The 13,765-nt window shown below is 40.5% G+C and carries 13 protein-coding genes and 1 pseudogene; 11 read left to right on the top strand and 3 right to left on the bottom strand.

Going from position 1 to position 13,765, the window contains the following annotated elements:
- Nucleotides 1-113: 113 nt before the first annotated feature.
- The 3 genes from BRLA_RS12610 (at nucleotide 114) to BRLA_RS12600 (ending at nucleotide 2,864) form a co-directional block, all read left to right on the top strand.
- Nucleotides 114-1,379: a Glu/Leu/Phe/Val family dehydrogenase gene (locus tag BRLA_RS12610; protein WP_003336270.1), complete on the top strand. Its 1,266-nt coding sequence runs from the start codon at nucleotides 114-116 to the stop codon at nucleotides 1,377-1,379.
- 279 nt (nucleotides 1,380-1,658) lie between these two features.
- The gene (locus BRLA_RS12605) at nucleotides 1,659-2,519 is read left to right on the top strand and encodes a M15 family metallopeptidase (RefSeq protein ID WP_003336273.1); all 861 of its coding nucleotides are present in this window, start codon (nucleotides 1,659-1,661) and stop codon (nucleotides 2,517-2,519) included.
- A gap of 111 nt (nucleotides 2,520-2,630) precedes the next feature.
- A complete protein-coding gene (locus BRLA_RS12600; protein ID WP_003336274.1) occupies nucleotides 2,631-2,864 on the top strand; it encodes a hypothetical protein in 234 nt (77 codons plus the stop codon).
- A gap of 91 nt (nucleotides 2,865-2,955) precedes the next feature.
- Here BRLA_RS12600 and BRLA_RS12595 read toward each other — a convergent pair whose 3' ends face one another.
- Nucleotides 2,956-3,837: a LysR family transcriptional regulator gene (locus tag BRLA_RS12595; protein WP_003336275.1), complete on the bottom strand. Its 882-nt coding sequence runs from the start codon at nucleotides 3,835-3,837 to the stop codon at nucleotides 2,956-2,958.
- Between the two features lie 106 nt (nucleotides 3,838-3,943).
- On the opposite strand from BRLA_RS12595, the gene BRLA_RS12590 reads away from it, so the two are divergent.
- Complete coding sequence (locus tag BRLA_RS12590) at nucleotides 3,944-5,215, top strand: APC family permease (protein ID WP_003336276.1); 1,272 nt, start codon at nucleotides 3,944-3,946, stop codon at nucleotides 5,213-5,215.
- 112 nt (nucleotides 5,216-5,327) lie between these two features.
- On the opposite strand, the gene BRLA_RS12585 is transcribed toward BRLA_RS12590, so the two are convergent.
- On the bottom strand, nucleotides 5,328-6,209 hold the full coding sequence (locus BRLA_RS12585) for a YitT family protein (RefSeq protein WP_003336277.1): 882 nt from the start codon (nucleotides 6,207-6,209) through the stop codon (nucleotides 5,328-5,330).
- A 244-nt stretch (nucleotides 6,210-6,453) separates the two neighbouring features.
- On the opposite strand from BRLA_RS12585, the gene BRLA_RS12580 reads away from it, so the two are divergent.
- From BRLA_RS12580 to BRLA_RS12560, 5 genes are all read left to right on the top strand, one after another.
- Complete coding sequence (locus BRLA_RS12580; RefSeq protein ID WP_003336278.1) at nucleotides 6,454-6,921, top strand: MerR family transcriptional regulator; 468 nt, start codon at nucleotides 6,454-6,456, stop codon at nucleotides 6,919-6,921.
- Between the two features lie 59 nt (nucleotides 6,922-6,980).
- Nucleotides 6,981-8,309: a hemolysin family protein gene (locus tag BRLA_RS12575; RefSeq protein WP_003336279.1), complete on the top strand. Its 1,329-nt coding sequence runs from the start codon at nucleotides 6,981-6,983 to the stop codon at nucleotides 8,307-8,309.
- Nucleotides 8,310-8,690: 381 nt separating this feature from the next.
- Nucleotides 8,691-10,073: a glycine--tRNA ligase gene (locus tag BRLA_RS12570; RefSeq protein WP_003336280.1), complete on the top strand. Its 1,383-nt coding sequence runs from the start codon at nucleotides 8,691-8,693 to the stop codon at nucleotides 10,071-10,073.
- Nucleotides 10,074-10,445: 372 nt separating this feature from the next.
- Complete coding sequence (locus tag BRLA_RS12565) at nucleotides 10,446-10,775, top strand: antibiotic biosynthesis monooxygenase family protein (RefSeq protein WP_003336281.1); 330 nt, start codon at nucleotides 10,446-10,448, stop codon at nucleotides 10,773-10,775.
- A gap of 515 nt (nucleotides 10,776-11,290) precedes the next feature.
- Complete coding sequence (locus tag BRLA_RS12560) at nucleotides 11,291-11,533, top strand: hypothetical protein (RefSeq protein ID WP_003336282.1); 243 nt, start codon at nucleotides 11,291-11,293, stop codon at nucleotides 11,531-11,533.
- A 137-nt stretch (nucleotides 11,534-11,670) separates the two neighbouring features.
- Here the strand turns inward: BRLA_RS12560 and BRLA_RS12555 are convergent.
- Nucleotides 11,671-12,292, bottom strand: a pseudogene (locus tag BRLA_RS12555) (pyridoxamine 5'-phosphate oxidase family protein).
- A 376-nt stretch (nucleotides 12,293-12,668) separates the two neighbouring features.
- Here BRLA_RS12555 and BRLA_RS12550 point away from each other — a divergent pair.
- Both BRLA_RS12550 and BRLA_RS12545 read left to right on the top strand, forming a co-directional pair.
- Nucleotides 12,669-13,322, top strand: a complete 654-nt coding sequence (locus BRLA_RS12550; RefSeq protein WP_003336285.1) for a MalT transcriptional regulator family protein — start codon at nucleotides 12,669-12,671, stop codon at nucleotides 13,320-13,322.
- A 9-nt stretch (nucleotides 13,323-13,331) separates the two neighbouring features.
- A complete protein-coding gene (locus tag BRLA_RS12545) occupies nucleotides 13,332-13,751 on the top strand; it encodes a winged helix-turn-helix domain-containing protein (RefSeq protein WP_142179992.1) in 420 nt (139 codons plus the stop codon).
- Nucleotides 13,752-13,765: the final 14 nt, after the last annotated feature.

Here is a 13,765-nt window from a genome sequence, read left to right as displayed (position 1 = left end):
AAAATTCTCAGTAAAATCAAAAACATAGGGCATTTTATATTTCATTTTTTGTAATATTCCTTTACAATGTTAGAAATCCTTTATCCTAGTAGAGAAAGAGAGTGGGGGAAACCATGGCACAACAGGCGACAAAAATGACGGAAAACTTAAATCCGTACGAAATTGTTCAAAAGCAAATTGAGAATGCTGCAAAATTGCTTGATCTTCCTCGGGCAGCGGTAGAGATTTTGAAAAAGCCCAAACGTGTTGTCAGTGTATCTTTTCCAGTGAAGATGGATGATGGAACTGTTCGTGTATTTGATGGGTATCGTTCGCAACATAATGATGCCATTGGTCCGACTAAGGGAGGAATTCGCTTCCATCCACAAGTAACTCTTGATGAAGTTAAGGCTCTGTCTATGTGGATGTCTTTTAAATGCGGTGTTGTGCATTTGCCGTATGGTGGTGGTAAAGGCGGAGTCATCTGTGACCCGCGTACGATGAGTCAGGGAGAATTAGAGCGTGTCAGCAGAGGATTTATGGAGGCTATTCACGATATAGTTGGACCTGAAAAGGATATTCCTGCCCCTGATGTTTATACGAATGCGCAGGTAATGGGCTGGATGATGGATACTTATAGCCGTCTAAAAGGAGCTGTTTCGCCGGGGGTTATTACCGGGAAGCCTCTTATTCTCGGCGGGTCAAAGGGTAGAAATGAGGCAACAGCGCGTGGCTGTGTGTATACGATCCTAGAAGCTTTACATGAAAAGGGCATGTCCCCTAAGGATGCCACAGTAGCAATTCAAGGCTTTGGGAATGCTGGACAAATCGCTGCTAGACTTTTGCATGAAATAGGGGCGAAGGTAGTGGCAGTGAGTGATTCAAAAACGGCTATTTATGCAAAAGCAGGACTGCATATACCCGATGTTATTACAGCCAAGGAAGCAGGTTCCCTAGGAAGTGTAGCCGGAGCTAGTCTCATTGCCCATGATGAACTGTTAGAAGTAGAAGTGGATATTTTAATTCCTGCTGCATTGGAAAATGTGATTACAACAGCTAATGTAGATCAGATAAAGGCTAAAATTATTGCAGAAGCCGCTAATGGCCCAACAACACCAGCAGCAGATGAGGTCTTGCAGCAAAAAGGGATTCTGGTCATTCCAGATATTTTAGCAAACGCAGGTGGAGTGACGGTTTCTTACTTTGAATGGGTGCAAAACCTCATGAATTTTTACTGGTCTGAAACAGAAGTAAATGACAAGTTAAAAGATGTAATGGTGCGTTCTTATCAGGAAGTAGGTCAGATTGCTAAACAATATCAAACAGACAGAAGAACTGCCGCTTTTATGATCTCTTTACTTCGCATCACAGAAGGAATGAAAGCGAGAGGCTGGATATAATTCCTTGCTAACTCAAGCGATTTTTCTTATGATATCTGTATGATATATTGTTCCCCGCCGGAAACTATACCCGGCGGGTTTTGCTGTTCCCCCACGTTCCTGTAGGTGCTTCTATAGTATGTTGATCAGGTTGGTCAGCGTGTTTTATTTAGTCGCCTTTTTTATGCAAAAAGGAAACCCTTTCCTTATCAGGATCGTCACTAACGTTGTACAAAATTTTTTCCTCATGAAGCAGTTGGATAAGCCTTGTGATTGGAAAGAGGAGGATAAAAGGAATTTATGAAAAGTGTACGTACTATTTCAGCTACTGCAATGCTCGTTGCACTATCTGCTTCTTTGGTTGCTGGGTGTCAGGGAACACCGAATAAAACACCATCTACAGGCTCAGAAAATGCACAAACGGCTGAGACTAAGGGAACGCAGCCAAGTCAGCCAACTGAGCCATTGACAGATCAGAAGGAAAGTACCGGAAATGAGACTGAAGGGGCATCCTCAGGAAATACTTCACCGGCTACCTCATCGGAAGGGACAACAGTAAAGTCAGGAAACAAAGCACAAGCAGTGTCTCCAGAGAGTATACAGGTACTAGTTAATAAACAGTATAAGCTACCAGACAGCTATAAACCTCAAGATCTCGTCTATCCAGATGTTCCTTTTTTGTTTCAAGAAAAAATTGAAAAGCGTATGATGCGTCAGGAAGCAGCAGATGCGCTTCAGCAATTGTTTGCTGGTGCGAAGCAGGAAGGCATCATGCTGGCGGGCGTATCCGCATATCGTTCGCATACAACTCAAACAAACCTATTTAATCGTTATGTGAAAAAGGATGGGGAAGAAGCGGCCAAGAAGTACAGCGCAGAGCCAGGCCACAGCGAACATGAGACTGGACTTGCCATTGATGTTTCCGGAAGCACAGGAAAATGTGCGGCAGAGGACTGTTTTGAGGGTACTCCTGAGGCCGTCTGGTTAGCTGATCATGCGCACGAATATGGATTTATTATTCGCTATCCAAAAGGCAAAGAAGCCATCACAGGCTATCAATATGAGCCATGGCATCTGCGTTATGTTGGGAAAGAAGCAGCAGGTGAGATTCACGATAAAGGTATAACACTTGAAGAATATTCAAATACTCCAACAGCATAAACTCATCAATGAAATATTTTTTTACGTTTTGTTGGGTAAAAATGTGACCCTTTTGGATTGTTACTCGTCTTACTAGATAGGGGAATGCCCCCTATGTAAGGAGTGAGTTACATGAATATGAAGCTACAATCGATCACGGCTAGCTTTTTAACAGCGAGCATGCTGTCCATAAGTCCGGTTTGGGCAGAAGAAATGACAAGTAGCATGCAAACCAAAAGCAAAGAAGTTGTGACCATACAAACACCTGAGAAAACACAATCAAACATACAAAAAAAGATAAGAAAACCAAAAAATGCTTCCATGAAAAAGTCTACTCGTGGAAACATTCAATCCGATAAAAGGTGATTTGTATTCTAAGTCAAAAAAGGCGAGTGTGCACAAAAGAAGGCACACTCGCCTTTTTTTATCGAAAGCCTGAAAGATGTACTCAAAAGGATTATCGGTTACCCTCCAATAAATCTAAAAAACACTGGAAGGCTTTAGAAATACGTTTTTTACGATGATATACAATCTGACGAAATACTCGGATATCTGGATGGGTAAAGGGAAGAATGCTGAGCTTTCCTTGCTTTACTTCCTCAATCACTGCAAGCTTTGGCAATATCGAGACCCCTAAACCATACGAAACACATTGCTTGATAGCTTCTAAGCTGCCAAATTCGTAGGATAGCTCCGTTTTGACTCCGTTCTGTTGAATTACTCTTTCTAACATATCTCGGTAGCTACAGCCCTCTTCGGTCACTATCATGGTTTCCCCTTCAAGATCATGAACGCTGATTTGTTCTAGAGAGGCTAAGGGATGATGGGGATTGCCGATTAGGACAAGCTGTTCTTCTGTTAAGACATGACAGATCAAATCGGGATCATTATGCTGTCTGTCCATGATGATTGCAATATCATAAGTGCCATTTTTGATACCCTGAACCAGATCACGGCAAATTCCTGGCTGTAGAAACAGCTTTAGACGTGGATGCATCCGACGAAGGGCTTGTAGATGAGGAGGCAAATAAAATGCCGCTAATGACTCGACTGTACCAATCGTTAGCAAGCCAGTTAACTGGGTTTGCTCGGATAAATTTTCTTTTACCTCATCTAAGAGAGCTAAAATCTGTGAAGAATAATGTAGGAGCTCTTCACCACTGTCTGTTAATTTAATTTTTCGACCATAGCGTTCAAATAAACTGGTTTGAAACTCTTCTTCCAGCCGTTGGATTTGAGTTGTGACGCTTGATTGGGCGTAGCCTAGTATCTCTGCGGCTCGTGTAAAGCTTTGCTGTCTGGCCACCTCGCGAAAGGTTCGAAGATAATAGATGTCCATATTTTCCCTTCCCATCAAAATTATCGATTGAATTTATCAAATATTATAGATAACACCGATAGAAAAGTATATGGTAAAGTGAGGTCAACTAATTTCAGGGGGACTCATGATGACAACGCAAAGTCTAACAGCTCAAACCTTACAAAAGACGTTGACCTTACCTCAAATTGTGGCTTTATACATTGGAGCAGTGCTTGGATCAGGAATCCTGCTAATTCCTGGAATAGCTGCTGAAATGGCTGGGCCCGCGTCTTTACTATCTTGGATAACGATGTCATTGGTCATGATACCAATGGCGATTACGATGGGACTCTTATCAGCCATATATCCTAGCGCCGGGGGCGTTTCTCATTTTGTCAGACTCGTTTATGGTCATCGCTTTGGCAATTTAGTTGGTTGGTTCTTCTTATTGTCAGTTCCCATTGGAGCACCAATTTTGGCAGTAACCGGTGCTACCTATGTAACCACATTGCTAGGCTGGGAGCATAGCCGTGTATATCTAATGGCAGGCCTAATAATCGCTGTTGTTGTAGGCATGAGCTTTTTGGGGATGCAGGTGACAGGACGTATACAGACGGTTGTGGTTTCCTTTATTCTGGCCATGTTAGTAGTAGCCATTGCTTCTGCTGTACCACACGCTAAGATTGAGGCCTTCACACCATTTGTTCCTCATGGCTGGCTTTCTATTTTTCAATCGGCTAGCTTATTGTTCTGGTGTTTTATTGGATGGGAAGCAGTAACTCACCTATCAGAAGAGTTTATTGATCCAAAGAAAAATGCCATGAAGGGCGTCATGATTAGCTCCGCTCTAATAGCTCTGCTGTATGTAGGTGTAGCGATCATGACGATCGCCACCTCTAGCTATGGTACAGGTATCAAAGCTTCACTCAGCACGATGGTTCAGTTAACGTTTGGTCAAGTGGGGGGCTGGGTAGTTGCGATTACCGCTCTATTTATTTGTCTAGCTACTGCCAATGCTTATGTAAATGCAGCCGCCCGCATAGCTTTTGCGTTAGCTAAGGAAAAAAGTGCTCCTGCCTGGATGGGTACCTTGCATTCACGCACACAAGCTCCATTAGGAGGACTGCTTTTTCTTAGTGGTGGTTTTGTACTAACGCTACTGTTACTCGCAAGTGGAGCGATCTCACTAGAGAAGCTAATTCAAATACCGAATGCTACCTTTATGGCTACATATCTAGGCGGGTGTCTTGCTGGGATCAAGCTTTTGCGCGGCAACAAAATGGGACATGTCTCTGCATGGATTTCTCTACTGGTCACCCTGTGCTTATATCCTTTTCTGGGGTGGGGTGGTTTGTACCCTATATGTATTTTTCTATTAGTGCATATCTTTAATAAAAAGCAGGGCAAATCTGCATAAAAAATCGTCAGATGCTTAAGTATTCTTTTTTTCAGCAAAAAGACCCACGAATGCCAGTGCTTCGTGGGTCTTACTATAGTATGTACCTATAGATCTAATGAAGGAAGAAAGGTTACCAAGTCTCTTTAAAGTTACCTACAATACGTTTAATTGGTGCCACTGTGATAAAAGCTTCTGGATCAGTAGTAAGCACTATCTTTTTGGTTTCCGACCATTGGTGTTTTACAATAACGCACATTAGTACTTGTTTGTCCTGATGAGTATAGGCACCGCTCGCATTCCAAATCGTCACACCGCGTCGGACAACAGATTTTGTGATCGCTTCAGCTACTTCGTCTCCCTTTTTGGAAATAATAGTAACTGTGATCCGATCGATATGATTAAGAACCAAATCAACTGTACGAGATCCAATGTACATAGAAATGATGGTGTACATCCCTAACTCCGGATTACCAAAATAGGAGGAAGCTATCACGATTAGTGCATTTATACACAGTCCAAAAACGCCCATCGGGATTTGAAAATACTTCACAGCGATTCTGCCTAAAATGTCCGTTCCGCCAGTTGAGCCACCTACGCGAAGGATAAAACCTGTTCCCATACTTGCAATTAGCCCACCAAAAACGGCACCCAGTAAAATATTGTGGGTCCATAATTGCTTTTGTGGAATCACATTGAGAAAGATTGAGATACAAATAACTGCGTAAATGGTATAGCAAATAAATTTCTTGCCGATTTTAAGATAACCGAGAATCAATAAGGGAATGTTTAGTACAAAATATAAAGTACCAACACTCATCCCTGTCAGTCGATATAGAAGGGTACAGATTCCGGTTAAACCACCAGGTAAAAGCTGATGGGCGGCAATTAGCGTATTGGCTCCAAAGGCAAATACTGCACAACCGATTAAAATGCCTAGCAGATCACGACAAACACACCAAACAGGATGATAAAAAAAGCGTTTTGTTTTCTCAGGAATGTCAGCAGTACTCATGTCGTTTCGTCTCGTTCTCCATTATTTTTTCTAGTTTGTAATACTCGTATGATTTTACCTAAAGCTATGCCAAGATTCAATAACGATTGAGAGTTTTAACAAGGCAATGATATGAATTTTTTGTGAGAGCTTGCGTGACAGAGAGCAACAATGTCTGTCAGGCTGGTAACATTCGCATATAGGCTAAAAATGCTCCTTTTTCTCCAAATTCGACAACCATCACGTTTGACTGTACGCTTTTGATATGACATCATTAGTAGCAGAAAGGAGGGAAAGTGATGGGACAGTGTATCGGATAGGAGAATTGGCTGTTTTGGCAAACATTTCAAAACGGACTGTGGATTACTACACGAACTTGGGGCTTTTGCAACCGAAGCGGTCTTCTTCCAATTATCGTTATTATGATGAGTGTGATTTGGAAATTTTGCAGATGATTGAACAATGCAAGTCATTACACATGCCGCTCTGTGAAATAAAGGAATTGGTAAGGAATAAACGGGAGGCTCCCAATGCCGAACAACTGTTGGCATTGACTAAAGATGTTAATCAACGTATGCAACAGCTCGAGCAGGAGATGAGTTTGCTGATAAGCCAGATTAATTCTCTGTCGGAAGAGGAGCAACATGAAGTTCGACAAAAACTGTCGGTACAAGGAACCACGCTTTTACACTCTTTATTGCTACTTTTGCCTTACAAGCAGGAAAAAAATTAGAGAGAGAAAGACTCGATGGAGGTGAACACCTTAATTCAGCGATGGATTAAGGTAACTGGTTGGAGATATTTAATTTAGTCATGGTGTTTATTTTAATTGCCTTTACTGGATTTTTCGTGGCGGTAGAATTCGCGATAGTCAAGATTCGTACCAGTCGCATTGATCAATTAGTCGCGGAAAAGAAACCAGGTGCATTAGCCGCAAAGAAAGTAATTACCAACTTGGATGAGTATTTGTCAGCATGTCAGTTGGGAATAACGATTACAGCGATGGGTTTGGGATGGCTAGGCGAACCTACTGTACATCATATGCTACAGCCACTTTTTGAAAGCATGAATATTTCAGGTGGAGTGGCCAATACCCTTTCTTTTATTATTGCATTTGGAACCATGACATATTTGCATGTGGTAGTAGGAGAATTGGCTCCTAAAACCTTTGCTATTCAAAAGGCAGAGCGAGTGACTCTGTTATTTTCAAAACCATTAATTTATTTTTATAAAGTGATGTATCCGTTTATCTGGGCTTTGAACGGTTCCGCACGCTTTCTTACTGGGGTGTTCGGGTTAAAACCAGCCTCCGAGCACGAAATGGCTCACACAGAAGAAGAACTGCGACTGATCTTATCAGAAAGCTACCATAGCGGTGAAATCAACCAAACTGAATTTAAATATGTGAACAATATTTTTGAATTCGATAACCGGATTGCTAAAGAAATCATGGTACCACGCACCGAAATGGTTGGTCTCTATCTAGATGATCCGATAAAAGAGCACATCAAAACCTTAAAATCGGAACAATATACACGTTACCCGGTTTTTGGCGAGGATAAGGATGATGTAGTCGGGATTGTAAACGTTAAAGATTTCTTCATTCATAGCTTGGGTGAGAGCGAGCTACAGATCACCAGCTTGAAAGAGTTTACTCGTCCTGTCTTAAAAGTAATTGAGACGATAGCAATCCATGACCTCTTAGTTCAAATGCAAAAGAAACGCATTCAAATGGCTATTTTGTATGACGAATATGGCGGCACTGCTGGGTTGGTTACATTGGAGGATATCATTGAAGAAATAATCGGTGAAGTCCGTGATGAATATGATGAGGATGAACGCCCACGCATTCAAGAGGTGGGATTAAACCATAAAATTATTGATGGAAAAGTGCTGATCAGTGAAGTAAATGAGATGTTTGATCTGTACATGGATGATGAAGATGTAGATACGATCGCGGGCTGGATGCTTATGCAAAATCCCGATCTACGTAAAAACGACCCAATTGTATACGAGGGCTACGAGTTCCGTATATTGGAAAAGGATGTTAATCACATTAAACGTGTGGAGATTAAGCCTGCTGCTCAGCCAGAAAAAGAAGATTCCGTTGAGAAGGAATAATCTACCTGTAAATTAGCCAAAAAAGTATAACATGCAAAGAAGGCATTTCTGGATTCGTTTATTCCGGAAATGCCTTCTAATCGTTATTCTAAAAAGCATTGCAAAGATTATCTGGTATTTATATGAACTCTCAATTGAATTTTGGACGTAAACCATGTAACATGTAATACATGGTTTACAATACCTAAGAGTTTATGTAGGCTAAACTTCTGGTGCCTTATCTTACAGGGTAAGCGCAAACCGAGCAGGTCATACATACACATTGGTCAAGAGCATCGTTTTGCTGTTGACTGTTAAGTGAAGCATAGGCTCTCATCCCGTATTTTTTAAAAGGGGCGAGAGCTTTTCAATACTTATTTGGATAAAAAGGAGTTTTAGAGAATGAGTGTAACCATGGACAAAATCGTCGCTCTTGCTAAACACAGAGGATTTGTATTTCCAGGATCTGAAATTTATGGAGGTCTTGCGAATACGTGGGATTACGGTCCGCTTGGTATCGAGTTAAAGAACAACATTAAAAAGGCTTGGTGGAAAAAATTCATTCAAGAATCTCCGTACAATGTTGGTATTGACGCGGCGATCTTGATGAATCCAAAAACTTGGGTTGCATCTGGTCACGTGGGCAATTTCAACGACCCAATGATCGATTGTAAAAAATGTAAAGCACGTCATCGAGCGGATAAGCTGATTGAAGATAAACTTGCAGAAAAAAACATCGAGCTAGTTGTTGATGGTCTTCCTTTTGAAAAAATGCAAGAGCTTATCTCAGAACATAGCATTACTTGCCCGGATTGCGGCAGCCAAGACTTCACGGATATTCGTCAGTTCAACCTGATGTTTAAAACATTCCAGGGTGTGACAGAATCTAGTACGAATGAAATCTTCCTACGTCCCGAAACTGCACAAGGTATCTTCGTAAACTTTAAAAATGTCCAACGTACGATGCGTAAGAAGATGCCGTTTGGGATTGGACAGATCGGTAAAAGCTTCCGTAATGAAATTACACCAGGTAACTTTACCTTCCGTACACGTGAATTTGAACAAATGGAGCTTGAATTCTTCTGCAAACCTGGCGAGGATATGAAATGGTTCGAGTTTTGGCGTAACTACTGCTTCCAATGGTTGTTGTCGTTAGGAATAACAGAAGAGAATGTTCGTCTTCGCGATCACAATGAGGATGAATTATCCCATTACAGTAAAGGCACTAGCGATATTGAATATAAATTCCCGTTTGGCTGGGGAGAGCTTTGGGGTATTGCGAACCGCACAGATTTCGATCTGAAGCAGCATATGGAGCATTCTGGGGAAGATTTCTCATATCTTGATCCTGAAACAAATGAACGCTTTGTACCGTATTGCATTGAGCCATCTCTTGGTGCAGATCGTGTAACGCTATCATTCTTGATCGATGCGTTTGAGGAGCAGGAACTTGAAGGTGGGGATAGCCGTACCGTTTTACGTTTCCACCCAGCGTTAGCGCCGTATAAAGCGGCTATTTTCCCATTGTCCAAAAAATTGTCTGAACCAGCTATGAAAGTGTTTGCAGACTTGTCCAAGGATTTTGTGGTAGATTATGATGAGTCAGGTTCTATTGGTAAACGTTATCGCCGTCATGACGAGATTGGAACACCACTTTGCATTACGTATGACTTCGAGTCCGAGCAGGATGGCATGGTAACGGTACGTGATCGTGATACAATGGAACAAACACGTGTAGCGATTGCAGATTTGAAAGCCTTCATTGAAGCTAAAATTTCTTTTTAAGCTTGTACAATTGTAGCATCATATGATAAGTGATAAATGGCCTGTAAGGGCTTGAGTTCTATTCAAAAAACATTTCTTTCATCAAAGCTTTTACTGCTACAAAAAGCCGTTCTCACTACAGTGTGGAGAGAACGGCTTTTTCGTGCGGAGCTTATACGATAGCAGGTTAACAAGATACTCGGAGATTGTTTGCTTTTTTACGTCCTCCTATATTTGTTCGATAATAATCTAAAACCTAATATGCCTGTTTTACAATTTACAGGATTCAACAATTGACTATGATAATCTTTATCAACTAAAATGAAGAGAGAATGAGTCTGAATAGTATAGAAATAACTGCTATTACAATACATAATAGGGGAGTGTTAGTTTATGTTTATCGAAACAAAAACGATTATTGTAAAAGAGGGTACTTCAGATTTAGTCGTGAAGCATTTTACTGGGGAAGGCGAAATCGAAAAGATTGAGGGGTTTATCGATTTAAGCGTGCTAGTAAAACGAACTCGTAAGGGACATGATGAGGAAGTTATCGTGTTAATTCGCTGGGAATCAGAAGCGGCTTGGAAAAGATGGGAAACCAGTGAAGCTCATCTGGAAGGACACCGTCAAAGCCGTGGGAAACCAAAACCAGATCATATCGTAAGTTCATCCCATGGTGTATATGACGTAAAGTCTAGTAAATCTGCCATCGTACAATCATAATTAGGATGTGTTGAAAAGAGGCGCTCATATAGCGTCTTTTTTCATGTTGTTTAACTTATGAATTTGAACCTAAATATGCTATTTAAGGTAAATTTTAGGAAAAATTAAGTGAGTCTTAAGGTATATCGCTATAAACTTATAGGCAGATATGCTACCATATTAGTAGATAAAAGGATTAATTTCCCATTATTCACATAGCAGATGAAACGGAAAAAAGATCGCATCGCATCGTATCGTATGCAAAATATCAGAGTAAACCGAGCAAAAGGTCAAATTGATTTTAGGCGAATAGGGGTAGTTCGTCATTGAAAAAGCAGAATCTAGCGAAGCAATCAGCTTTTTTCAGGTATAAGAAATAGCTACTTGCTACGTACACGAAAGAGATTTTTTGTGCGGTAGAATATAATAAAATTGTGATGATTTTTCTATTAGTTTTCCATATTATTTCTTTATTTTTCTAGTAGAATAAAAAACAGCGAGGGAGAGATCACAAAACCAAGGAAGGAGCGAAGAGCATGTCTTATGAAATTTCATATTTTACTGGACCTGTTTTATTATCGATGGCTATGATCGGCTTCTGGTTCTCTACGGTTTTGGTACGTAAAGATCTTCGCACACAAACCGTTGAGGCAGGTATTCAGGACGTAAGTGAACATCATAAACTATTGAAAAAAATGGATGATGCCACCTATAAAGATGTAAAGCAAAAATTGAAAATGAAATCGAAGAAAAACAAGAGCAACAATAGTGGAACATAGGAGTATCTTACATGCATGTGAATTGGACAATCTAATGCAGAAAAGTGAATAAGTGAGCTCCCAAAGGCTGTCGGATACATTCCGGCAGCCTTATTACGTTGGAAAAGGGTTATGAAACCAGCTCTTTTCACGAGGTTTTAATATAAGCGTTTGGTGTAGCTATCATGTAATAAGTCAGCTACATCTTCCGGGGAAAATTTTGCATGCTCGGCCAACATGACCGCTGGTTTGGGTAGGTTTTCCTTAGGTAGCCAGCTAGTTGGTTGCCAGAGGCCAGAACGTTTAAAAGCTTTAGCACAATGAACAAAGCATTCCATTACCTCTACCGCAATTCCCAATTGAGGTACTCGTTTTTGTACTTGCAATGGTTCGAGAAGCTCCTGATCTGCAATGATCTGGGCTTTTCCGTTAATACGTAATGTTTCTTCAAGTCCTGGAATGACAAAAAAGTAAGCCTACGTATGGATTAGATAAAATATTTCGCAGTGAATCTACTCGACGATTGCCAGGGCGCTCAGGTATGAGAAGATGGTGGTCATCTAGTACATGCACAAAGCCAGGATGGTCTCCACGTGGAGATGCGTCACAAAGCCCCTCTTTATTGCTTGTAGATAAAACGAGAAAAGGTGCTTTCGCTAAGAAGGAACGGCAATGCGCATCTATGAACGGAATAACTTTGTTTTTGGCTAGAGGACTTGGTGTACCAATCATTGTAAGCAGTTCTTCTTCAGATCCGATAGTATGTTGAAAGGATTTCATTTAATCAGACACCTCTTTTGAAAATAGTTGCAAATTATTATTATAATGTTCGCTAAATTTTATAAGCAGTATCAATCATATCATATTTTAAATATTTTGGCGTGGTTGGCGTAAAAGAACAAGTGGATTGGAATGGCAAAGCCTCGTTGAAATTATTGAAGCGGTTTTAGGATTAGACAACGACCACAAGTGCGTCCGCATCGTTCATTTTGGAGGAAGAAGTAACTGCTGTATGGAGAACAAGAGCAAATGTATAGGATTTATATATATGATTGTTATATATGGGAATAAATGGATAAATATACTAAAATATAATATTGATGGTAATTGTTAAAGTTGACACCTATTAAGTTACAAATGGATGGAGGGTTAGAAAATGGTAATTGGCACTAAGCTACTTGTACCAAGAACAACATCGGCCTTCGTTTCACGAAAGGAGCTCTTTAGAAGATTGGACCAAGCATTATCGCTCCCAATCACACTAATTGTCGCACCAGCATGCTATGGAAAAACGACGTCAGTAGGTTTGTGGATTAAAGAAAATCTAAAGTGTGTAGGATGGCTTTCGTTAGATACGCAAGACAATGAATATATTCGTTTTTGGAGCCATCTGATCGCGTCATTGGAAGTAGTGCTTCCAGGTGTAACTGAGAAATGTTCTCACATTTTAGATAAAGGATATCAAGATTCGTTTTCACTAATCAAAACTTTAATTGAGCACATGCAGCTCGTAAAAAAGACAGTGGTATTTGTTCTTGATGACCTCCATTTGATTTATCGAAATGATATTTTGGAGTCACTTACATGGCTGATAGAATATCTCCCTCACCATGTCCACGTACTCATCACAGCTAGAACCGAGCCTCCGCTGCCAATAGTGAAATGGCGGGCAAGAGGTCATATTTTACAGCTAGGCGTACATGATTTGCAATTTAAAAAAGAAGAAACTAGGGTGTTTTTTCATGAATGTGCGAATCTTCACTTAACGGATCAGGAAATAGAGATTCTTGTAAGTAAAACAGAAGGCTGAATTGGGGGAATGAATCTCATAGCTCTCTCAATGACAGAGAAAATCGATTTTTCAAAAAGGATACATCAAGTTAATGGCTTACATCGAGACATTTCTGACTTCTTATTTAATGAAGTGTTTCAACTTTTACCCGATGAATTGCAATTGTTTTTATTGCAAACATCTTTATTGAAAAATATGAACAGTAGCCTCTGTGATACGATAACGGGACGTTCAGACAGTCAAAGTATTCTGGAAAAGCTAGAGAAAATGAACCTCTTTATTACTCCGCTTGATGACAATCGTTCCTGGTATAGATTCCACATGTTATTCTCTGAATTTTTGAGAAATCATTTCGCGTATAAGTATCCAGAAAAGGCCTCTGAGATTTATCAAGTAGCAGGGAGGTGGATGGAAAAGTCCAATTCCTTTGAGGAAGCGGTAGAATAATATCTAGCAGGAGA

Source organism: Brevibacillus laterosporus LMG 15441 (genome assembly GCF_000219535.2).
GTDB lineage: Bacteria > Bacillota > Bacilli > Brevibacillales > Brevibacillaceae > Brevibacillus_B > Brevibacillus_B halotolerans.
This window is presented reverse-complemented; position numbering and strand designations above follow the sequence as displayed.

What these genes read in the sequence shown, in the direction of transcription:
- BRLA_RS12560 (WP_003336282.1), top strand. Translation starts at nt 11,291, where the DNA reads ATGTCTTATGAAATTTCATATTTTACTGGACCTGTTTTATTATCGATG.
- BRLA_RS12570 (WP_003336280.1), top strand. Translation starts at nt 8,691, where the DNA reads ATGAGTGTAACCATGGACAAAATCGTCGCTCTTGCTAAACACAGAGGA.
- BRLA_RS12565 (WP_003336281.1), top strand. Translation starts at nt 10,446, where the DNA reads ATGTTTATCGAAACAAAAACGATTATTGTAAAAGAGGGTACTTCAGAT.
- BRLA_RS12605 (WP_003336273.1), top strand. Translation starts at nt 1,659, where the DNA reads ATGAAAAGTGTACGTACTATTTCAGCTACTGCAATGCTCGTTGCACTA.
- BRLA_RS12610 (WP_003336270.1), top strand. Translation starts at nt 114, where the DNA reads ATGGCACAACAGGCGACAAAAATGACGGAAAACTTAAATCCGTACGAA.
- BRLA_RS12545 (WP_142179992.1), top strand. Translation starts at nt 13,332, where the DNA reads ATGAATCTCATAGCTCTCTCAATGACAGAGAAAATCGATTTTTCAAAA.
- BRLA_RS12590 (WP_003336276.1), top strand. Translation starts at nt 3,944, where the DNA reads ATGATGACAACGCAAAGTCTAACAGCTCAAACCTTACAAAAGACGTTG.
- BRLA_RS12585 (WP_003336277.1), bottom strand. Translation starts at nt 6,209, where the DNA reads ATGAGTACTGCTGACATTCCTGAGAAAACAAAACGCTTTTTTTATCAT.
- BRLA_RS12600 (WP_003336274.1), top strand. Translation starts at nt 2,631, where the DNA reads ATGAATATGAAGCTACAATCGATCACGGCTAGCTTTTTAACAGCGAGC.
- BRLA_RS12550 (WP_003336285.1), top strand. Translation starts at nt 12,669, where the DNA reads ATGGTAATTGGCACTAAGCTACTTGTACCAAGAACAACATCGGCCTTC.
- BRLA_RS12580 (WP_003336278.1), top strand. Translation starts at nt 6,454, where the DNA reads ATGACATCATTAGTAGCAGAAAGGAGGGAAAGTGATGGGACAGTGTAT.
- BRLA_RS12595 (WP_003336275.1), bottom strand. Translation starts at nt 3,837, where the DNA reads ATGGACATCTATTATCTTCGAACCTTTCGCGAGGTGGCCAGACAGCAA.